Below are 19,170 nucleotides of genomic sequence, written 5' to 3' on the forward strand. Positions count from 1 at the left end.
AGTCGACGCGCAGAGGCCGCTCCCCCGCGGTTTAGGCAGCTCACGCATACCGTTTGGCGAAATCTGGCCCGGATTAGGCACCTGAGTGTCACTCTTTGTCCCGTAGCGCCCGGGCGCCCTGCTCAGCCCGAGCCGCACCACCCGAGCCGCACCACCCGAGCCGCACCACCCGGGCCGCACCACCCCAACCACCCAGCCACCCCCGCGTCGGCCAGCGCGAGAAGTACCACTGGCGTGCCTAAACCGAGGCCACTTGGGCTTCGAGGTACACGTGAGCTGCCTAAACCGCAGAAACCCCGGGAATGGATCGGCGCGGTTCGCGTTATTACATGCAAACGCATATAATCGACTAAGGCACAGACCCAAGAGGAGCACCCCATGCAGTTCGGCATCATGTCCGTCAGTGACATCACCCGCGACCCCGTTTCCGGCTACACCCCAAGCGAGGCCGAGCGCATCGACGCGATCGTGAAGATCGCCAAGAAGGCCGAGGAGGTAGGCCTCGACGTCTTCGCCGTTGGCGAGCACCACAACCCCCCGTTCTTCAGCAGCAGTCCCACCACCCTCCTCGCGAGCATCGGCGCCCAAACAGAGCGCATCCAACTCACCACCTCCACCACGCTCATCACCACCAACGACCCTGTGCGCCTCGCCGAGGAGTACGCGATGCTGCAGCACCTCACCAAGGGGCGCATGGACCTCATGCTCGGCCGCGGCAACACCGCGCCGGTGTACCCGTGGTTCGGCCAGGACATCCGCCAGGGCCTCCCGCTCGCGCTCGAGAACTACAACCTGCTGCACCGGCTGTGGCGCGAGGACGTCGTGGATTGGGAGGGCACCTTCCGCACGCCCCTGCAGGGCTTCACGTCCACGCCGCGCCCGCTCGACGACGTTCCCCCATTCGTGTGGCACGGCTCCATCCGCACCCCAGAGATCGCCGAGCAGGCCGCCTTCTACGGCAACGGCTTCTTCGCTAACCACATCTTCTGGCCCAAGGAGCACACCATGCGCATGGTGGACTTCTACCGCCGCCGCTTCGAGGCCTACGGCCACGGCACCGCTAAGGAGGCGATCGTTGGGCTCGGCGGCCACATCTTCGTGGGCAAGACGTCTCAAGAAGCCAAGAACCAGTTCCGCCCGTACTTCAACGAGGCCCCGGTGTACGGCCACGGCCCGACGCTGGAAGAGTTCGCGGCAGCCACACCTATGGTGGTTGGTTCCGTTCAGGAAGTCATCGACAAGACCCTGACGTTCCAGGAGTACGTGGGCGATTACCAGCGCCAACTGTTCCTCGGCGATCACTCGGGACTGCCGCTCGGCATGGTGCTTGACCAGCTGGAACTCATCGGTGGCGAGGTTGTGCCCGTGCTCCGCAAGGAGCTAGAGGGCCGCCGCGATCCCGAGGCTCCCGCGAACCCACCAACGCACGCCGAGATGGTCAAGGCAAAGTACGGCGACGCCGAGCCGCGCCAGCCGCGCCCCAACGCCAACCGCGGCGACAACGTCACGGGCGGCTCACCGTACCAGGACACCGACGTCGAACTGCAGGCGTCGTACCCGGTGATCTGATGGGAGCCAAACTTGCGAACGACGCATGGGAGGGCGTGCTCACCGCGCACGCCGTCCTGATGCGGTCCTTCGCCTCCACGGACATCTGGGGCAACACCTCAATGCGCGAGTACGACGTCCTCTACGCGCTCGCCAAGTGCGACGAGCCGCAACGCCTCACGGACCTCCGGGAGCACGTGCTCCTCAGCCAGCCGGCGCTCTCTCGCCTGGTAGATCGCCTTGTGGAGCGCGGCCTCGTGTCCCGGTGCGAAGACTCCGCGGATGCCAGGGCCGTGCGCGTGGCGCTCACGGACGCGGGCAAGGACCTGCAACGCACCATCGGCCGCGCTCACGCCAAGGACGTCACCGCCGCCATGGCGCCCCTTACTGACGAGGAGTTGGAGACGCTCCGGCTGCTCACCTCAAAACTGATAGGAAGGTCGTCATGACGAACTTCTCCGTCGTCGTCGTCAACGCTGGCGTCTCCGACCCCAGCTCCACCCGCCTACTCGCCGACCGCGCCTCCCAGCGCCTCGCGAGCCTCGCCAAAGAACGCGGGCACGAGGTCGCCCTGCGCACCATCGACCTGCGCGAGATCCTCCCGGAACTCCCCGCGGCCCTCTCAAGCCAACTGCTCGGCCCCAAGTTCCAGGCAGCCGTCGCCGCACTCGCGGACGCAGACGCAATCGTCGCCGCGACCCCCGTCTATAAGGCCGGCGCGAGCGGCCTCTTCACGAGCTTCTTCCAGGTGCTCGACAACGACCTGCTCATCGGCAAGCCCGTGATCCTCGCGGCCACCGCCGGCACCGCCCGCCACGCCCTCGTGGTCGATGAGGAACTGCGCGCGCTCTTCGCCTACCTCCGCACTCTCCCCGTCCCCACGAGCCTCTTCGCCTCCACGGAGGACTGGAACGATAAGGCACTCGGCGAACGCATCGATCGCGCCGCGTTCGAGGCCGTGTTGCTCATGGAGTCCGGCTTCGCGCGAGCCCTCAAGGACGAGTCGTGGCGCCGTTACCAGCACGAATACGGGTCGGCTGGCGGCACCAACACCGAGATCGACCTGAGCACCGACCTGATGCGCCTTGCCCAGGGCGGCACGCTCAAGCCGAGAGACAGCCAAAGGTGACCCAGCGTCGGGCCGTGTTCTTGGACGTCGACGGCACCTATGCCCTTCACGGCAGGGTGCCCGACGCTCACGTGGGGGCGGTGCGCGCGGCAAGGGCGGCGGGGCACAAGGTCTTCCTGTGCACGGGGCGGCCCGTTTCCGCCCTGCCGCAGTCGCTCACGGGCGCCGGGTTCGACGGGTACGTGTGCGCGGCTGGCGCGTATGTGGAGATCGGCGGCGAGACGATCGCGGACGTCGACTTCCCGGCGCCGTTGGCCGCAGCGCTCCTCGCGGAACTCGACGCGCACGGCGTGGACTACATCGTCGAGAACGCACACGAGCTGCTGCTCCCCCGCACCGCGAAGCACCTCATGACGCGTGCGCTTGGCGCGTACGGCGGCGAAAACGCCGAGGTCTTGATTGAGGTCGTGGACTCATTCACGGGGATCCCCGTCACCAAGGTCATCTGCTTTGGCGGCGACCGCGCGCTCACGGAGATCATCCAGCCGCTGGGACCGGACGTCGCGGTGGTTGCGAACTCAATCGAGGACCTTGGCCGCGGCGCGGGCGAGGTGTTCCAGGCGCACATCAACAAGGCCGTGGGCATTGCCGCCGCAATCACAGAGCTAGGAATCGATCGCGACGACGTCTTCGCGTTCGGCGACGGCCTCAACGACCTCGAAATGCTCGAGTTCGCTGGGGTTTCGGTTGCGATCGAGGGCTCGGATCCGCGCGTGCTCGCGGCCGCCGACCACGTCATTCCTGGTCCCGAACGTGCGGGGCTCGCGAGCGCCTTCCATGACCTGGGGCTGATTGCGTGACGCGCGTGGGCGTGCTCGGTGCCGGAAAACTCGGCACTGCGCTGGCGCGCCTCGCGGTTGCCGCAGGCCATGACGTGCGGATCGCGGGCTCTGGCGATCCTAAGTTCATCGCGCTGCACCTCTCCATCGAGGCCCCGGGTGCGGCTCCCGTCACGGCCGCGGAAGCAATCGCGAACGCCGACCTCGTCATCCTGGCGATCCCCCTCCACCGCCTCGCGGAACTAGACACCGCGACTCTTGCTGGCCACACCGTCGTCGATGCCACCAATTACTGGTCTGCCGTCGACGGCCCGCTCCCCGAGTTCACGGACCACCCCGGCGGCACCTCGGTGGCCGTGGCCTCCGCGCTGCCCGGTGCCCGCGTCGTCAAGAGCCTCAACCACATCAGCGCGAACGACCTCGCTCAACACGCGCGGGACAAGCGCCGCATCGCGATTGGCGTGGCGTCGAATCACGCCATCAAGGCCGACGCCGTGGCAACGTTCGTGTCCAGCCTCGGCTTTGAGCCCGTTCAGTTGGGCGGGCTGGATCGGGGCGTCGAACTCCAACCGGGCGCCGCCGCTTTTGGAAGGCCACTCACGCAAGAGGCGCTGTTGCGCGCGGTGGCGGGGTAGCGTCGGGCCATGAGCGAGCACACGGTAACCCGCAACGACGAGCGCAACCGCTACGAACTGCGCGTTGGCGACGAACTCGCCGCGCTCGTTGACTTCATCGAAGGCGACGGCGGCATCGTCTTCACCCACACGGAGACGCTCCCCAACTTCTCCGGTCAAGGCCTGGGCCTTGAAGTCGTCCAGCACGCCGTCGCCGACGCGGTTGAGCGCGAGCACACCATCACTCCCCTGTGCCCCTTCGTGCGCCGCTACCTTGAGCGCAACGAGGTGCCCGGCGCAAACATCAACTTCCCCGAGTCCCCGTGACCGGCCGACGCTGGGCGGGCCTGGGCGCCGTAGTCGCCTTGGCCGTGACGATCGTTTTCGCCACGATTGGGGACGGAGTAGAGTCCCAGGGCACGGGTTGGCGCGCGTGGGTCATTGATTACGGACACACCATCACCTGGGCTTTTCTCACCGTCGCGCTAGCGCTCGTAGCGCTCAATTGGGGCCCACGCAGACTGCGAGATGCCCTGTTCTGGGCGGCACTCGCGAGCTATGCGGCGTTCATGGCGACGCTCCTCACGCGGTAGCGCACCCACCGCGGAACCACCTTCCACCCCTGCGCGTTGCCCCCACAACGGCGTACCCCGCGCCACGACAAGGAGAGCAGCGATGCAGTGCCCAGTAGACGGCGAACGCCTGGTGATGAGCGAGCGACAGGGCGTGGAGATTGACTACTGCCCCCAGTGCCGAGGCGTGTGGCTCGATCGCGGCGAACTCGACAAAATCCTGGACCGCTCGGTCACAGAAAGCGCGCCTCGCGGCGCCGAACGCGCTGGCGCTCCGCAACAGCAGGCCTACCAAGACCCTCGCGGCCAGCAGCAGTACGGGCAGCGCAAGAAGAAGGAATCGTGGCTTGGAGACCTGCTCGACTTTGGATGATCCTCGCTAGATCAGCACCACCATCGCCCGGGCTACGGTCCAGTGACGCTCTCCACAAACGTTCGCAGGTGGCCGAGTTCTTGTTCGCTCACGTTGTGCCCAACGCCCGTATAGACGTGCGCTTCGAGGGTTGAGTGCGCGGGGAGGAACTCCTCCGTCGCGGCGATCGCGTGCGGCGGAATCACAAAGTCCGCGTCTCCCCTTCCCCAGAACACCGGGGGGCGTGATTCGGCGAGCACAGCGTCGGCTCGTTGAGTTGAGGGAAGCACGTATCCGCTGAGGATCACCGTGCCCGTGAGGCGATCGGGGTGCGTTCGCAGCAATTGGGACGCCATGAGACCGCCTTGCGAGAAGCCAATGGCGATGAGTGGGCGGTCCTGGAGCTCGGCGTCCGCCCAGGTCCACAGCGCGTCGGTGGCCGCATCGATGGGCGCCTGGCGATCCCACGAGTCCTCGGACTCGAGTGGATACCAGGCGTAACCGAAGCTCGGATGGCGAAGGGGTGCGCGTACGGAAGCCCAAGCGAGGCCGCGCGGGAGGTAGCCGGCGAGCCCCGCGAGATCCTGCTCATCGGAGCCCCAGCCGTGCAGAAACACTGCAACCGGGCCCGGATCCTGCGCGTATGTACCGACAGCGTGAAGGGTCACGAGCGGTCTCCGTCCGCGAACACGCGCCGACCCTCAACGAAGGTTTCGGTCACTCGAGCCGCGCTGATCTCTTGGGGTGCGTGGGCGAATGGATCGCGATCCAGCACGGCAAGGTCCGCCAGTTTGCCGACTTCGATGGTGCCGGTGCTGTCGTCGAGGTGATTCACGTAAGCCGAGCCTGCCGTGTACGCGGTGAGCGCCTCACGAAGGGTAAGGGCTTGGCCGGGAAGGAACGGCTCCTGCTCCCCTTCCTCGGGTGCCCAGCGGTTCACCGCGGTGTGAATGGCCTCGAGTGGATTGGGGCTCGAGACGGGCCAGTCGCTGCCCGCGGCGAGGCGCGCGCCCGCGCGGGAAAGCTCGCCGAATGGGTACTGCCACGCGCCGCGGGTCTCGCCGAGGAAGGGCAGCGTGAGCTCCGTCATCTGGGGCTCGTAGGTGGCCCACAAGGCCTGCATATTGGCGGTGACGCCCAGCGCGGCGAAGCGCGGGATGTCTTCTGGGTGCACCACCTGGATGTGCGCGATGTGGTGGCGAGTCTCGCGCATTCCATTGGCCTCGCGAGCGGCCTCCACGGCGTCGAGGCACTCCCGTGCGGCACGGTCGCCGATCGCATGGAAGTGCACCTGGAAGCCCCTGGAATCCAGCGCGGTCACGGCCTCTTCGAGGAGCTCGGGGTCCACGAACGAGATCCCGTCGTTGGTGGTGGCGTGGCCGTGGCCGTCCGCGTACGGCTCGAGCATTGCGGCCGTGAAGTTCTCCGCGACCCCGTCCTGCATGATCTTGACGCTCGTGGCGCGGAACCGGCCTGCGCCGAGCGTGGCTCTGCGCTCCTCAAGTTCTGCAATCTGCTCCAGACCACGGTCCCTGTCCCACCACAGGGCGCCTACCACGCGGGCCGTAAGCGACCCGGCCGTCGTTGGGTGTCGCGTACCGATACGGTGATACGCGGCGCCGGGGTCGCGCATGTCCGCGTAGTCGCCGATGATCGCGTCTTGCCACGCGGTGATTCCAAAGCCGTGGAGGTGCTCTTGGGCCACGAGCAGCGCATGCTCGCGCTGCTCGAGGGTGCTGTCAGGGATAAGCCCGCTGACGAGGGCCATTGCACCCTCGTGAAGCGTTCCCGTGGGGTCACCCGCCGCGTCGCGTTCGATGCGGCCGTCGCGCGGATCTGGCGTGTCCCTGGTGATTCCCGCGAGTTCAAGCGCGCGCGAGTTCACCCACGCACCGTGCGCGTCGCGGTTGGTGAGGAACACGGGTCGGTCCGCCACGGCGCGGTCGAGGAAGGCGGCCTCTGGGGTGCCACCGGGGAACATCGACATGTACCAGCCGCCGCCGGTGATCCACTCGTCGTCAGGGTGCGCGGCCGCGTACTCGGCGACGTTGGCGAGCGCCTCTGCGGGCGTCTCCGCGGCACGCAGATTGCAACTCAGCAGGCTTCTGCCGCCCCCATACGGGTGCACGTGCGCATCCTGGAACCCTGGAATGAGGAGGCCACCGGCGAGGTCAACCACCTCCGTACCAGGGACAATGAGGTTCCGAACCTCATCGCCGCCAACCGCAACAATTCGGCCCCCAGCTACGGCGACGCTCGACGCGGGAGGCGCCCCAGCGTCGGGCAGGAAGACGGAACCACCGGTGAAGACGAGGTCTGCGTTCACGCCCCTACTCTCCCATCAGGTGCCATGTCGCGTACTTGGGTTCGCGGCCGCGGCCCGTGGAGCGCGAGGCGAGGCGGCGGCCGATGTACGGGAGCACGTGGACGCGCGCGTAGTGAGCCTCGGAACGGAAGGTGGCGGGGGGTGCGGGATCGCCCTCGTCGGGGAAATCCGTGGGATAGCCGAGCGCGGTGAGCACGGCCGCGGCAACACGCTCGTGGCCAAGAGGGCCAAGGTGGAGCCGGTCATCTGCCCAGTAACGGGCGTCCCTGATGTGGTCGTCACCCCAATTGCTGATGAGTTCGTTGCCGGTGCGGCTCACGAGTTCCGTCGCGGCATCCATGTAGGCATCTCCGCGGCCGTCCATGCGCCGAGCCAAAGGCAGGCGCTCGGTGGGATGCGCGCCGGTGACGAAGACGAGGCGCACGCCCGCCTCGCGGCACTTGTCGATCGCGAGTTCGGTGAGGCGGATCATCTTCTTCACGTTGAAGGTGGGGCGCAGCATGTCGTTGCCGCCACCGTTGAACAGGATCAGGTCCGGCTTGGGGTCCAGTGCGAGCGCCGCGTCGAGCTGCGTCGTGGCGATGGGCTTGAGGATGCGGCCGCGAATGGCGAAGTTGGCGTAGTAGACGGGCTCGTCGAGGCGTTGCGCGAGTTGTTCCACCACGCGATCCGCCCACCCGCGCGGCTCGCCGAGCACGCCGTCTGGCCCCACGACCTCGTCGCCAATGCCTTCCATGAAACTGTCACCGACGGCTGCGATACGCACCCATCGATCGTAATCCCGGCTAGTCCTGCGGCTGAACGAGCGCTATCTCGATCCACTGCGGATGCTTCGCGGACCGCCCATCCCCCGACGAGCGGCGCATGATCCGCCTGCCAACCCACGGGGCGACGTGACGCACCGTGTACGCGGCGTCCCCAAGCTTTGTACGTGGCGAGGCCGCCTCGCCGCGAGCGGGCAATGGCGTCGCAACACCAAGAACCGTCAGCACGAGCGCCGCGACGCGCTCGTGACCGCGAGCGTTGAGGTGCAGGCGGTCCTCGCACCAGTAGCTGCGATCGCGAAGCTCGGCGTCGTCGAAGCAATTGACGAATCGCACGTCATCGAGACCCGAGATAAGGGAGGGAATGGCATCCGTCAACTCGCGTCCACGGCGATGGAAGGCGGCGCCGTTGGGAAGGTTGTCGCTGGGATCCGGCCCGCTCAGGATGAGCAGGTCCGCGCCCGCCTCCGCGGCCCGCTCCACCACACCGGAAAGCAGCGCCACGCACGCGGCCGTGGTGTAGCCAGGGCGGAGCATGTCATTGCCGCCACCGTTGATGACGAGCAAGTCTGGGGGCGGCGTGAGCGCGAGCGCCTGGTCAACCTGCTCGGTCGCAATGCGCTCAAGGAGCCGTCCGCGCACGGCAAAGTTCGCGTAGTGGACGTGCTCGCCGCCGTTGACCGCGAGGCCCTTGGCAACCATGTCTGCCCAGCCGCGCAGCGAGCCATCCGACCGCTCGTCCCCAACGCCCTCAGTGAAGCTGTCCCCCACAAATGCAATGCGCACTAGTGAATGGTAGGCCCAACGGGGCCTGCTGCTACCGGGCCGGTTACCTATCTCACAGTGCAACGCTCGGCACGTCCCTGCGCCAGCCCTCGCGCGAGACCGACAACACCCCTGACCACTATTCGGCACTTCGGCGCTCGCGCGGACTCGCAAGAGGCCCCTGAGTGGTCAGGGCTGTTACGGTCAGGAACTGGGGCTAGCGCGCAACTACGGCGGTTGGGCGAGGTCGCCATGTCATGGCCGATGCTGCAGCCAATGACGCTCGCACGTCCAGCACTCTCTGGTTGCGGCTGCCGCGGAATCGCAGCGTGAGGTCGCGCTCTCCCGCGAGGTACGGACCGTCCACGAGCACGTCGCACAGTTCCATGAGGGCGAGCTTGTCCCCGCCCTCGGCCACGATCTGCTCAAATGTGTACCCCGACCACGCCCACACGTCCTTGGTGCTGCCGAACTCCGCTCGCGCCCTAGTCACCACAGACAGGCACACCTCGGTGCTAAGGAACGGCTCGCCCCCCAGCAGCGTGAGGCCCTGGACTGCCGGATGGGCGAGGTCGCGCATGATGACGTCCTCGAGCGCCCTCGTAAACGGAACGCCGTAGCGGAAGCTCTGTGCCGCCACGTTGAAGCAGCCCTCGCACTTGAACAGGCACCCGCTCACATACAGAGCACACCGCACCCCCTCGCCGTCCACGAACGTGAACGGCTTGTAGTCCGCGACGTACTGCTGGCTGACGCGAGAGCTCAGCCACAGTGCGGGATCCGGGGCGAGTGGCATGACCCAACCTCCCTACGGAACCCTGGTCCTACCAGGCATGTGCTTTACCCGGGCCGCGATCTCCTGGTGCCGCCCGTGCACCATGGGCCGCTGCTGCGGGTTGCCGAGGTAGCCGCACGTGCGCTTGACCACGTCGCACGAGCGCGGGTCGGCGTTGCCGCATTCGGGGCACGCGAAGCCGCGCTCCGTGGGGTCAAAGTCGCCGGCGAACCCGCACTCATAGCAGCGGTCGATAGGCGTGTTCGTGCCCAGGTAGCCAACGCGGTCATAGGCGTAATCCCATACGGCCTCGAGTGCCTTGGGGTTCTGCTGGAGCACCGGGTACTCGCAATAGTGGATGAACCCGCCCGTCGCGAGTTCCGCGTATGGCGCCTCGAAGTCGAGCTTCTCGAATGGCGTTGGGGACTTGCGCACGTCGTAGTGGAACGAGTTGGTGTAGTAGTCCTTGTCGGTGATGTCCGCGACCTCGCCAAAGCGCTCCTTGTCCAGGCGGCAGAAGCGATCGGTGAGGCTTTCGCTCGGCGTGGAGTACACGCTCACCTGGTAGCCCGACGCTGCGGTCCAGTTCTTCGCGTGCGCTCGCAAGGATCGGAGCACGTCGAGCGTGAACTCCTTGGCCACGGGGTCACCCTCCCACTCGCCGCCAAAGAACGCGGTAGCGACCTCATACAAACCGATGTAACCCAGCGACACGGTAGCCCTGCCATTCGCGAACAACTGGTCCACAGAGTCGGCCGGGCCTAAGCGCTTACCGAACGCGCCGTGAATGTAGAGGATGGGCGCGTTGCCGGGCGTGGCTTCTTTGCAGCGCGTGATGCGGAACATGAGTGCGTCGCGGACGGTTGCGAGGCGCTCCTCGAGCAGTGCCCAGAACACCTCTTGGGAGCCGCGAGATTCCAGCGCAATGCGCGGCAAGTTGAGGGTGACGACGCCGAGGTTCATGCGGCCGGCGACCACGTCGTTGCCGTCCTCGTCCTCCCAGCCTTGCAGGAAGCTGCGGCACCCCATGGGCGCCTTGAACGAGCCGGTCATCTCCACGATGCGGTCGTAGCTGAGGACGTCCGGGTACATGCGCTTGGTGGCGCACTCGACGGCGAGCAGTTTGATGTCGTAGTTGGGGTCGCCTGGGTCCAGGTTGAGGCCGCGCTTCAGCGTGAAGAGCAACTTGGGGAAGATCGCCGTGCGACCCTCGCCGCCGAGCCCACGGATGCGGATGTTGAGGATCGCAGTCTGGATCTCCCGCTCGTACCAATCGGTGCCGAGGCCAAAGCCAACGGATGTGAACGGGGTCTGGCCATTCGACGTGAAGAGCGTGTTGATCTCGTACTCGAGCGACTGCATCGCGTCGTAGATGTCTTTGCGGGTCTTCTCTTGGGCGAACTGTTCGCGCTTGTCCTCTTCCACCCATTCCGCGGCGTCTGCCAGGTGCTTTGCGTAGTTGAGCCGCGCGTACGGGGCCAGCAGTTCATCCGCACGGTTGACCGTGCAGCCGCCGTATTGGCTGCTGGACACGTTGGCGATGATCTGCGAGATCTGCGCCGTGGCGGTTTGAATGCTGCGGGGCGGCGTGACGGCGGCGTTGCCGATGCGGAAGCCGTTCGCGAGCATCGTCTCGAAGTCGATGAGGCAGCAGTTGGTCATCGGCTGATACGGGTGGTAGTCGAGGTCGTGATAGTGAATGTCGCCCTTCTGGTGCGCGTTCGCCACGTGCGGCGGCAGCATGCGCAGGCCGATCGCCTTGCCCACGATGCCCGCCGTGAGGTCGCGCTGGGTGTTGTAAACCTCGGAGTCCTTGTTGGCGTTCTCGTTGACGAGCGTGCTGTCTTTGTCCAGCAGCTTGTTGATGGAGTGGTTGAGGTCCGTGGCCTTGGAGCGCGCGAAATCGCGCTGCACGCGGTAGTCGATGTAGGCACGAGCCACGTCGTACTCGCGAGCCTCAAGCAGCACGTGCTCCACCACCGACTGGATCTCGTAGATCTTGACCTCTGTTGTGAAGCGGCGCGCCAGTTCCTCGTCGATTGCCTGCGTGAGCTGCGCGATGGCGCGCGCGTGCTGGTCCGTGACGTCGCCGTGGACGGCCTCGAAGGCCTTGCGCAGCGCCTGGTTGATGCGCGCGTCGTCAAACGTGAGCGTGCGGCCGTCGCGCTTGACTACCGTCAGCATGCCCAACGCTGTTGTTGGGTCCGACGCTGTGGTTGAGTTTGGTGCGGCCGTGCGGGTGACCTCGGTGGCGGTCATGGTTCCTCCTCCGTGGCGCCACCGGGGAGTTGGCCACTACATCTAGTGTCTATGCGTGTTAGGCCACACTAGATGTGGTGGCTGGGTGCTGGTTTGGGACTTTGGTCCCGAGTCACTGCTCAGCGCTGTAGTTACCCCTCGCGCTTCACCTTCTTGGCCGCAGCATCGGCCAGTTCCTTGGCCTTGGAGCCCGCCTTCTTCGCGGCATCGGCCGTGGCGCTACCTGCCGTCTTGGCGGCGTAGCCTGCCTTCTTCGCGGCGTCCTTTGCAACGGTCTTGGCGCGGGCCTCCATCGGGTTGCCGTCCTCGTCCACCTCAACGCTGCGGAAGGCCTCGGTGGCCTCGGCCATTTTGGTCCACACGGTCTCGCCGAAGTCCTTGGCAGTCTCGGTAGCGGCCCTCATCGCGACCACCGCGCGGGAAGGATCGGGGATGCCGTCGCCATCGCTGTCGTCGAGCTCGAGCCAGTCCGGCCACGTCTCGAGGGGAGCGGAGAATCCCTCGCGGCACGACTTCACCACGCCAGAGCCGAAGTAGTAACTGGCCGCACCGCCCGCCACGGCGCCGATCACGGGAAGCGCCTTGGAGCTGATCTTCACGCTACCAAGCACGGCGATGTGGGCGCCTGCCTCACGAGCCAGCACCATCGTCACGGGCACGAGCGCCGAGTCCGGCAGCTGCGTCGAGAGTAGGTCACCCCACTTGGGCGCCACCTTGCCCGCAGTCTTCTCGGTGGCGGTGCGGGCGCCCTGAATCGTGGCGCCGGCGGGGAGCGCGCTCAGGGCGAGCTCGGTCACGCGGCTCTTGCGCTTCTCCCCCAGCACCGCACCAAGCACCACGGCCTTGGCGCGGTCGGGATCGTCGATGCGGTAGCCACGCAGCTCCGCCATGCAGATCGCGAACAGGGCCGTGCTCTCGTAGAAGAACAGCAGGTCTGCAACGCCAAGGCCGATAGCGATGGGCACTCCCACGGCAGGAATGGTGGCCGACGCACCAATCGCCGCGCTCGCCGTGGTGGCCGTAGCCACATACTGCGACTCGATGGTCTTCATCACCTGCGCGGGCGTGGCGTCGGGCTTCTTGCGCCGAATCTCCTTGATGTAGGCGATCGCCGCGGGCCGCTGCGCCGCGATGACTTTGAACACCTGCTCCTGGAAGTCACCAGGGAGGACGGGGGTCTTGGTCACGTCAGCGTCGGCCATGCGGGGTCTCCTTTGATCGGGCGTTGTCGGTCAAGTATTGCCGACCAGGTCAACACGGCTAGGCGCGCACAACTTCCACGAGGCCCTCGAGGCCGGCGAAGTCGTCCGCGTTGCGCGTGATCACTACGGCTCCGTGGGCCGCCGCGGTTGCCGCGATCATGAGGTCGATGGCGCGCCCGCGTACCGACCGGCCCTGGGCGATGAGCAACCCACATGCGGACTCATAGGCTGCCGCCGCCGCATCATCGAAGGGAATGCCTGGACCGAGCAACGCGCGGAGCCGCGCGACTCGTGATTCCCTTCGCACTCGCTCCGCTGGATCCAAGGCTTTGCGAATGCCGTAGCCGAGTTCCGCCCACGAAAGCGACGAGATCGCAACCTTGTAGCCCTCGTGCTCCAAGCTCTCTGCGACGAGCAGATTGGTGTCGAGAATCGCCTTCACGCTGGCGCGCCCCAGGGATCGGCTGGGTCTTCAGCCCTTCGGAGGTCATCGAGATCGTCATGCCAACCGGGCTCGGAACCTAGTTCACCGAGCAACGCATTGAGCTCCTCGCTGGGCACCCACCGGAAGCGTTGGACTGAGACGATTTCGGCGATGGGTTGACCGTGGTCAGTGACCGTATAGGTGGCGCCCGCCTGCACAGCGCGAAGCATCGCGGTGGGATTCTGGCGCAATTTGCCAACGCTGATCGACTCGGCCATGTCACGACTCCCTTCGTAGATAATTATCTACGCAGGGCAGAGTTTGTCGATAGCGCACTTCCGCTGCACACACCAGCAAACGAAAAAGGACCGCCCATCCGGACGGTCCTTCTCGTTCTGTCTCAACCAGAGTGGAGCTGAGGGGACTCGAACCCCTGACCCCCTGCATGCCATGCAGGTGCGCTACCAGCTGCGCCACAGCCCCGCGATCTTGCGATCACTCTTGCTCAAATGAGCGACTGCCATAGTAGCCCAGGCGAGCCGCCAACAACTAATCGGCACCCAGTCCAAACGCCTCGATATGCCACGCCCCCGACTCAACTCGCGTCACCACAGCAGCCGCGGCGTGCGGCACGCGTCCAAGAACAACGGACGACGCTGGCTCACCTATCGCTGCCAGCAGACCAAGCGTGATGGGACTTCCGTGGGTGACCACTACCGCGGGCACCTCGTCGTCCCAGATTCGCTCGAGCCCGGCAAGCACTCGGGCAGCGACGGCCTCTTGGCCGTCCCACCCCGGTACATCGGGATCGACGCCGCGTTCGCGTTGCTCCCATTGCGCTGGCCAGTCGCGCTTGACCTCGTCCCACGTGAGCCCCTCCCACGCGCCATACGAGCGCTGGTTGAACGCCTCATCGACCACAACAGAGCCACCTACCAGGGCGGTCAGCGTCTCGGCAGTCTGCACGGCGCGGCGCAGCGGCGACGAGAACACGCGCAACGCACGCTCCCCCGTCTCCCCATAACGAGCCGCGATTCTCTCCGCCGCCCACGCGGCGCGCGCGAGCCCAGCCGCGTCCAAATCAACGTCCAAGCGGCCCTGAACCCGGCCGTCGGCGTTGGAGGGCGTGGGCGCGTGGCGCCACAAGACAATGCGACTCACGCGACACCACCCACATAGACCACGTCCGCCCACACGTTGTGGCGCTCAAGTTGCCAGCGCCCATCCGGGCGGTGGCGCAGCCGAGACCAACACGTGTTGCCCAGATTGCCAAGCGTGCGGTGGTTGAGCGACAGCCCAAGGAGGCCCATCATGCCGATACGCGCAGACGAGCCGTGAGAGAACACCACAAGATCAGACGTCGCGCGCCCAGCCCACTCCTCAATCGACGCCGCCACGCGTTCCGCGACCAGCTCGTGCACCTCGAAGCCCTCGATGCCCGGGTTGCCGTGCGCGTGCCACTCCTCGACCTCGGCGGGCCATCCCGCGAGCCGCGCCTCCGGAGTGATTCCCTCCCACACGCCGTAGGCGCGCTCGCGCAAGCGATCATCGAGGGCCACCGGCACACCAAGAACGGCACCGAGCGCCAAGCCCGTGTCATGCGCACGCGACAACGGCGACGAAACGAGCACAGCGTCGGGCGAAACCAACTGAGAAAGTACGGCTGCCATGATGCGCGCCTGCTCCCGCCCAGCGTCGGACAGGGGGATGTCAGTGGAGCCTTGCAGCAGGTCCAGCTTGTTCCATTCGGTCTCGCCGTGGCGAACGATGAAGAGCCGGGTCACCCTTCCGAGGGTAGCGGGGCGGATGGCAGCGGCACTACCGGGCAGTCCTTCCACAAGCGCTCAAGCTCGTAGTATGCGCGATCCTCCTGGTGCATCACGTGCACGATGAGGTCGTTGAAGTCCAGCACGGCCCATCGGCCGCCGCGGGCGCCCTCACGACGCAGCGCCTTGGCGCCGTTCGCGTGGAGCTTCTCCTCGATCGCGTCGACAATCGCGACCACCTGGCGTTCGTTAGTGCCTGACGCAATAAGGAAGACGTCCGCGAGCGGCATCTTCTCGCTCACATCGAGCGCAACGATCTCCTCGGCCTTGACGTCTTCGGCAGCAAGCGCAGCAGTGCGCGCGAGCTCCAAGGCCCGCTCAGAGGCCGTCACGAGCCCGACTTCGCGATGTTCCAGGCCAGCACGCCAAGCACAAACGCGAGCGCACCGATGACCGCCAGGTGGGCCCACCGGAAGTGGCGAGCGCCGCCGCCCGCGGCAGGCTCGGCGATGCGCTGGGGCATCGCGCCGGAGGACGTGAGCGGCTCGGTAGAACGCAGTTCCGCTTGCTGCCCGACGGTGGGGTTGGCTTGCGTATTCAGCAGCGCGCTGAGATCGGGGCGGGGAAGCTCGCGCTGGACCGGCTCCGCGGGGAGCTCACGGACCGGCGTGGCACCAGGATTGATGAACGGGTGCGTGTCCCACATGGTGGGAGCGGCCGCCTCTGTCGTGGCCGGCGCGGCCTGCTGGGCGGGACGCGCGGGGGCCGGCGTTGCCGGGACAAGTGCGCTCCACACCGGGCTCACACCCGTGCCACCGTCGCGGGCCGGCTCCGTGGGAACCGGGATGTCCTGGACAAAGGGCGCCTCTGTGAGGTCAACAGGTGCCTCTTCCGCGGGCGCTGCCTGCGGAAGGATCGACGCACGCACGGGCTCATCGACGGTGGGGGCGTTCCACAGTTCCTCGACGTCCACGCCGTCCGGAAGTTCCGGCACGTCGAGCGCGGGGGCGGGCTCCGGCTGGGGCTTTGGTTGGGGCTCGGGCTGGGGTTCAGGCTCCGGCTCCGGCTGCGGTTCAGGCTCCGGCTGCGGTTCAGGCTCCGGCTGCGTCGCCTCCGGCACCGCTCCCGTGCTGGCTCGCGTGATGCCCGCCATCGCCTCGTGAGTGAGGCGGCGAATCTCGTCCGCATCGCCTTGGTTAGTGGTCTGCGGGGCGGAGGCCTGCTGGGCCTCGAAAGCACGCGCCTGCAACGAGCCCGGCGGGAAGAGGTGACGCAGGTCCGCAGGGATCGCCGACGGCGCCTCCTGGGCCACCGGCTCTGGCGCAACGTCGGGCTCCGGCGCAACCACGGGCTCCGGCGCAACCACGGGCTCCGGCTCAGCCACAGCGTCGGGCACTACAGGCTCAACAACGGACTCAACGACCGGCTCGGCCTCAGGCTCTGGCGCCGTCTCCGCGAAGGCGGCGGCAGCGGCAGCACGCTCTTTGGCGAGGCGTTCCTGCTCGGCGAGAACCTCGGGCGTCATCGCTGGCATCTGGCCAGTTGCAATGAGCTCCTCTTCCTCGGTCCACGTCTCAATGGGGTTCGCGAGGCGCTCAAGGCGGCGACGTTCGCGGCGGCTCATGATGCTCTCGGGCTCTGGGGTCGAGGCCACGGGCAGCGCCTGCGTCATCTCGCCTTCAGCCGCGCGTGCCGCCTCTTCCATTGCGCGCCGCTCACGGCGCGACAAAGGCTGGGCCGGCTCACTCATGCAATCCTCCGAGGTACAACTGGTGGTCTTCTACGTACTGTGCAACAGCGTCGGGCACCAGGTAACGAATCGGCGCACCCGCCCTCACACGGTCGCGAACATTTGTTGAGGATACCGCCAACGCCGGAACATCTACCAGGACATGTGGCGCATCCAACTGTTCCAACGAATGACCCGGCCGCTGGACTCCCACAAACGTGGCAAGTGTGACGAGAATCTCGTAGTTCTTCCACTGCGGGAGCGTCGCCAAAGAGTCGGCGCCCGTGATGAAGAAGAACTCCGCGCCAGGGTGCGCCTTGCGAAGATCGCCAAGCGTATCCACCGAGTAGGTGGCTCCCCCACGCACCAGGTCAACATCGCTGGTTTCAAAGCGAGGATCGTTGGCAATGGCGGCGTGGCACATTGCCAGCCGGTCACTGCCCGACGCTATGGGAGCGGGCTTCAAAGGCTGGGCATTCGCTGGGACCAAGAGGACCCGGTCTAGTCCAAGGTCGTGATGCACCTGCGAGGCCGCCGCAAGGTGGCCAATGTGGACAGGATCGAACGTACCGCCGAGGATGCCGAGCCGAGTCACGATCAGTGACGCGTGCCGACGCTCCGGAATGCGAACACAACGAACAGCATGCCCATGAGCACCGTGAATGCAAGGAGGCCAACGGCGACCGGGTTGATACCGCCTTCGTGGGCCTTCTCTGCCGTCTCGGCCAGCACTGCTGTCACCATCGCCTGTCCTTTCGTGTGTTGGTCCAGTATTCCATGGCGCGGAGGTATTTCAGGGCACGCCGTCAGCCGCGCACGTGGCCGTCGCCGTAGGCGATCCACGTGGTGGTGGTGAGCTCGCCCAGGCCCATGGGTCCGCGGGCGTGCAGCTTCTGCGTGGAGATGCCAATCTCCGCACCGAGGCCAAACTCGCCGCCGTCGGTGAACCGCGTGGACGCGTTGACCATGATCGCCGCTGAGTCCAGGCCCGCCACGAAGCGATCAGCGGAGCCGATGTCATCCGTGACGATCGCCTCCGTGTGCCCCGTAGTGAAGCGGCGGATGTGCGCGAGCGCCTCCTCGAGGTCGTCAACCACCTTGACCGCGATGTCGAGGGACAGGTACTCCGTGGCGTAGTCCTCGTCCGTGGCAGCGACGGTCTCCACGCCCGCCGGCGCAACCTGCGCGGTGGCGCCGTCGACGTGCAAGGTGACCCCAGCGTCGGCCAGTGCCTGGAGAACGGCGGGCAGGACGTCGCCAACGCGGTCCTTGTGCACCAGCAGCGTCTCCGCGGCGTTGCACACTCCCACACGGTGCGTCTTGGAGTTGAGGACGATGTCTACGGCGCGCTGCAGCGGCGCGCTCGCGTCGAGGTAGACGTGGCAATTGCCCTCGCCCGTTTCAATGGCGGGGACGGTCGACTCACGGACGACCGTCTGAATCAGGTCGCGGCCGCCACGCGGAACCAGCACATCTACCAGGCCCCTTGCGTTCATCAGGACGCGCGCGCCCTCGCGGCCGTAGGCGTCGATGGACTGCACGGCGTCCCGTGGCAGGCCCACGGTCTCGAGGGCGTCTTGGAGCACGGCGACGATCGCCTCGTTGGAACTGGCCGCGGCACTGCCGCCGCGCAACACGGCAGCGTTGCCCGACTTCAGCGCGAGGCCGGCAGCGTCAACCGTCACGTTGGGGCGGGCCTCGTAGATCATGCCAACCACGCCCAGCGGAACCTGCTTCTCGATGAGGCGCAGGCCGTTGGGAAGCGTGGAGCCGCGGCGCACCTCCCCTACCGGGTCCGGGAGGGTGGCGACAAAGCGCAGAGCCTCGGCGATCGTGCCGATGCGGGCCTCCGTGAGCGTCAGCCTGTCGAGGAGCCCCGGCGACATGTCGTTGTCGCGGCCGCGCTGAACGTCCTTGGCGTTCGCCTCGACGAGCGCTGCGGCATTGGCGACCAGAGCGTCGGCCATTGCCTCGAGCGCGGCGTCCTTCTGGGCGCGCGTTGACGTGGCTAGCGAGCGCGACGCGACCTTGGCGCGCTGGCACGCCTCGAGTACGGCCTTCTCAACATCGACGTCCGTGGCAGTCATGCGGGCAAGTCTAGGCCGCGATCGCCTCTCCACACAGAGCGATCGCCTCTCCACACAATCTCAGTCCCGCGCCGGTGTT

At 66.7% G+C, this 19,170-nt stretch carries 24 protein-coding genes and 1 tRNA gene; 8 read left to right on the forward strand and 17 right to left on the reverse strand.

The window, feature by feature from the left end; genetic code table 11:
* Positions 1 to 378: 378 nt before the first annotated feature.
* The 8 genes from QM618_RS06605 (at position 379) to QM618_RS06640 (ending at position 5,015) form a co-directional block, all read left to right on the forward strand.
* Complete coding sequence (locus QM618_RS06605; protein WP_428095954.1) at positions 379 to 1,569, forward strand: CE1758 family FMN-dependent luciferase-like monooxygenase; 1,191 nt, start codon at positions 379 to 381, stop codon at positions 1,567 to 1,569.
* Positions 1,569 to 1,997: a MarR family winged helix-turn-helix transcriptional regulator gene (locus QM618_RS06610; protein WP_428095957.1), complete on the forward strand. Its 429-nt coding sequence runs from the start codon at positions 1,569 to 1,571 to the stop codon at positions 1,995 to 1,997. The genes QM618_RS06605 and QM618_RS06610 overlap by 1 nt, the downstream gene beginning before the upstream one ends.
* The gene (locus QM618_RS06615) at positions 1,994 to 2,677 is read left to right on the forward strand and encodes a CE1759 family FMN reductase (RefSeq protein ID WP_428095959.1); all 684 of its coding nucleotides are present in this window, start codon (positions 1,994 to 1,996) and stop codon (positions 2,675 to 2,677) included. The genes QM618_RS06610 and QM618_RS06615 overlap by 4 nt, the downstream gene beginning before the upstream one ends.
* 14 nt (positions 2,678 to 2,691) lie before the next feature.
* Positions 2,692 to 3,477, forward strand: a complete 786-nt coding sequence (locus QM618_RS06620) for an HAD hydrolase family protein (RefSeq protein WP_428095960.1) — start codon at positions 2,692 to 2,694, stop codon at positions 3,475 to 3,477.
* A complete protein-coding gene (locus QM618_RS06625) occupies positions 3,474 to 4,091 on the forward strand; it encodes an NADPH-dependent F420 reductase (protein WP_428095961.1) in 618 nt (205 codons plus the stop codon). The genes QM618_RS06620 and QM618_RS06625 overlap by 4 nt, the downstream gene beginning before the upstream one ends.
* Positions 4,092 to 4,100: 9 nt before the next feature.
* Positions 4,101 to 4,397, forward strand: a complete 297-nt coding sequence (locus QM618_RS06630) for a GNAT family N-acetyltransferase (RefSeq protein WP_428095962.1) — start codon at positions 4,101 to 4,103, stop codon at positions 4,395 to 4,397.
* Positions 4,394 to 4,663 (forward strand): hypothetical protein, encoded by a 270-nt coding sequence (locus tag QM618_RS06635; protein WP_428095963.1) that lies wholly within the window; start codon positions 4,394 to 4,396, stop codon positions 4,661 to 4,663. The genes QM618_RS06630 and QM618_RS06635 overlap by 4 nt, the downstream gene beginning before the upstream one ends.
* 82 nt (positions 4,664 to 4,745) lie before the next feature.
* Entirely contained in the window at positions 4,746 to 5,015 is a 270-nt protein-coding gene (locus QM618_RS06640; protein WP_428095964.1) for a zf-TFIIB domain-containing protein, read from the forward strand.
* A 32-nt stretch (positions 5,016 to 5,047) separates the two neighbouring features.
* Here QM618_RS06640 and QM618_RS06645 read toward each other — a convergent pair whose 3' ends face one another.
* The 17 genes from QM618_RS06645 to QM618_RS06725 form a co-directional block, all read right to left on the reverse strand.
* Complete coding sequence (locus tag QM618_RS06645) at positions 5,048 to 5,662, reverse strand: alpha/beta hydrolase (protein ID WP_428095965.1); 615 nt, start codon at positions 5,660 to 5,662, stop codon at positions 5,048 to 5,050.
* Positions 5,659 to 7,320 (reverse strand): amidohydrolase, encoded by a 1,662-nt coding sequence (locus tag QM618_RS06650; protein WP_428095966.1) that lies wholly within the window; start codon positions 7,318 to 7,320, stop codon positions 5,659 to 5,661. The genes QM618_RS06645 and QM618_RS06650 overlap by 4 nt, the downstream gene beginning before the upstream one ends.
* A gap of 4 nt (positions 7,321 to 7,324) precedes the next feature.
* Positions 7,325 to 8,086, reverse strand: a complete 762-nt coding sequence (locus tag QM618_RS06655) for an SGNH/GDSL hydrolase family protein (RefSeq protein WP_428095967.1) — start codon at positions 8,084 to 8,086, stop codon at positions 7,325 to 7,327.
* 19 nt (positions 8,087 to 8,105) lie between these two features.
* Positions 8,106 to 8,870, reverse strand: coding sequence for an SGNH/GDSL hydrolase family protein (locus QM618_RS06660; RefSeq protein ID WP_428095968.1), 765 nt, complete (start codon positions 8,868 to 8,870; stop codon positions 8,106 to 8,108).
* 196 nt (positions 8,871 to 9,066) lie between these two features.
* Entirely contained in the window at positions 9,067 to 9,645 is a 579-nt protein-coding gene (gene nrdG / locus QM618_RS06665; protein WP_428095969.1) for an anaerobic ribonucleoside-triphosphate reductase activating protein, read from the reverse strand.
* Positions 9,646 to 9,657: 12 nt separating this feature from the next.
* Positions 9,658 to 11,883, reverse strand: a complete 2,226-nt coding sequence (nrdD, locus tag QM618_RS06670) for an anaerobic ribonucleoside-triphosphate reductase (RefSeq protein WP_428095970.1) — start codon at positions 11,881 to 11,883, stop codon at positions 9,658 to 9,660.
* 131 nt (positions 11,884 to 12,014) lie between these two features.
* Entirely contained in the window at positions 12,015 to 13,085 is a 1,071-nt protein-coding gene (locus tag QM618_RS06675; protein ID WP_428095971.1) for a hypothetical protein, read from the reverse strand.
* A gap of 58 nt (positions 13,086 to 13,143) precedes the next feature.
* Positions 13,144 to 13,527, reverse strand: a complete 384-nt coding sequence (locus tag QM618_RS06680) for a PIN domain-containing protein (protein WP_428095972.1) — start codon at positions 13,525 to 13,527, stop codon at positions 13,144 to 13,146.
* Positions 13,524 to 13,787 carry a type II toxin-antitoxin system Phd/YefM family antitoxin gene (locus QM618_RS06685; RefSeq protein ID WP_428095973.1) on the reverse strand — a complete coding sequence of 88 codons (264 nt, stop codon included), beginning with the start codon at positions 13,785 to 13,787 and terminating at the stop codon, positions 13,524 to 13,526. Before QM618_RS06685 ends, QM618_RS06680 begins: the two co-directional genes overlap by 4 nt.
* Positions 13,788 to 13,919: 132 nt before the next feature.
* Positions 13,920 to 13,992, reverse strand: a tRNA-Ala gene (locus QM618_RS06690).
* 66 nt (positions 13,993 to 14,058) lie between these two features.
* Positions 14,059 to 14,670 (reverse strand): histidine phosphatase family protein, encoded by a 612-nt coding sequence (locus QM618_RS06695; RefSeq protein ID WP_428095974.1) that lies wholly within the window; start codon positions 14,668 to 14,670, stop codon positions 14,059 to 14,061.
* The gene (locus QM618_RS06700) at positions 14,667 to 15,293 is read right to left on the reverse strand and encodes a histidine phosphatase family protein (protein WP_428095975.1); all 627 of its coding nucleotides are present in this window, start codon (positions 15,291 to 15,293) and stop codon (positions 14,667 to 14,669) included. The genes QM618_RS06695 and QM618_RS06700 overlap by 4 nt, the downstream gene beginning before the upstream one ends.
* Entirely contained in the window at positions 15,290 to 15,667 is a 378-nt protein-coding gene (gene rsfS, locus QM618_RS06705) for a ribosome silencing factor (RefSeq protein ID WP_428095976.1), read from the reverse strand. Before rsfS ends, QM618_RS06700 begins: the two co-directional genes overlap by 4 nt.
* Complete coding sequence (locus tag QM618_RS06710) at positions 15,664 to 17,025, reverse strand: hypothetical protein (protein ID WP_428095977.1); 1,362 nt, start codon at positions 17,023 to 17,025, stop codon at positions 15,664 to 15,666. Before QM618_RS06710 ends, rsfS begins: the two co-directional genes overlap by 4 nt.
* The gene (nadD, locus tag QM618_RS06715; RefSeq protein WP_428096474.1) at positions 17,018 to 17,602 is read right to left on the reverse strand and encodes a nicotinate-nucleotide adenylyltransferase; all 585 of its coding nucleotides are present in this window, start codon (positions 17,600 to 17,602) and stop codon (positions 17,018 to 17,020) included. The genes QM618_RS06710 and nadD overlap by 8 nt, the downstream gene beginning before the upstream one ends.
* A complete protein-coding gene (locus tag QM618_RS06720) occupies positions 17,602 to 17,748 on the reverse strand; it encodes a hypothetical protein (RefSeq protein WP_428095978.1) in 147 nt (48 codons plus the stop codon). The genes nadD and QM618_RS06720 overlap by 1 nt, the downstream gene beginning before the upstream one ends.
* 62 nt (positions 17,749 to 17,810) lie before the next feature.
* The gene (locus QM618_RS06725; protein WP_428095979.1) at positions 17,811 to 19,091 is read right to left on the reverse strand and encodes a glutamate-5-semialdehyde dehydrogenase; all 1,281 of its coding nucleotides are present in this window, start codon (positions 19,089 to 19,091) and stop codon (positions 17,811 to 17,813) included.
* Positions 19,092 to 19,170 lie beyond the last annotated feature (79 nt).

The sequence above is a fragment of the Demequina sp. genome, from assembly GCF_049841215.1.
Taxonomy (GTDB): domain Bacteria; phylum Actinomycetota; class Actinomycetes; order Actinomycetales; family Demequinaceae; genus Demequina.

Bases quoted from the DNA above. Each gene is read 5' to 3' on its own strand.
- QM618_RS06605 (WP_428095954.1), top strand. From the start codon at position 379: ATGCAGTTCGGCATCATGTCCGTCAGTGACATCACCCGCGACCCCGTT.
- QM618_RS06610 (WP_428095957.1), top strand. From the start codon at position 1,569: ATGGGAGCCAAACTTGCGAACGACGCATGGGAGGGCGTGCTCACCGCG.
- QM618_RS06615 (WP_428095959.1), top strand. From the start codon at position 1,994: ATGACGAACTTCTCCGTCGTCGTCGTCAACGCTGGCGTCTCCGACCCC.
- QM618_RS06630 (WP_428095962.1), top strand. From the start codon at position 4,101: ATGAGCGAGCACACGGTAACCCGCAACGACGAGCGCAACCGCTACGAA.
- QM618_RS06640 (WP_428095964.1), top strand. From the start codon at position 4,746: ATGCAGTGCCCAGTAGACGGCGAACGCCTGGTGATGAGCGAGCGACAG.
- nrdG (WP_428095969.1), bottom strand. From the start codon at position 9,645: ATGCCACTCGCCCCGGATCCCGCACTGTGGCTGAGCTCTCGCGTCAGC.
- nrdD (WP_428095970.1), bottom strand. From the start codon at position 11,883: ATGACCGCCACCGAGGTCACCCGCACGGCCGCACCAAACTCAACCACA.
- QM618_RS06675 (WP_428095971.1), bottom strand. From the start codon at position 13,085: ATGGCCGACGCTGACGTGACCAAGACCCCCGTCCTCCCTGGTGACTTC.
- QM618_RS06685 (WP_428095973.1), bottom strand. From the start codon at position 13,787: ATGGCCGAGTCGATCAGCGTTGGCAAATTGCGCCAGAATCCCACCGCG.
- QM618_RS06710 (WP_428095977.1), bottom strand. From the start codon at position 17,025: ATGAGTGAGCCGGCCCAGCCTTTGTCGCGCCGTGAGCGGCGCGCAATG.
- QM618_RS06720 (WP_428095978.1), bottom strand. From the start codon at position 17,748: ATGGTGACAGCAGTGCTGGCCGAGACGGCAGAGAAGGCCCACGAAGGC.
- QM618_RS06725 (WP_428095979.1), bottom strand. From the start codon at position 19,091: ATGACTGCCACGGACGTCGATGTTGAGAAGGCCGTACTCGAGGCGTGC.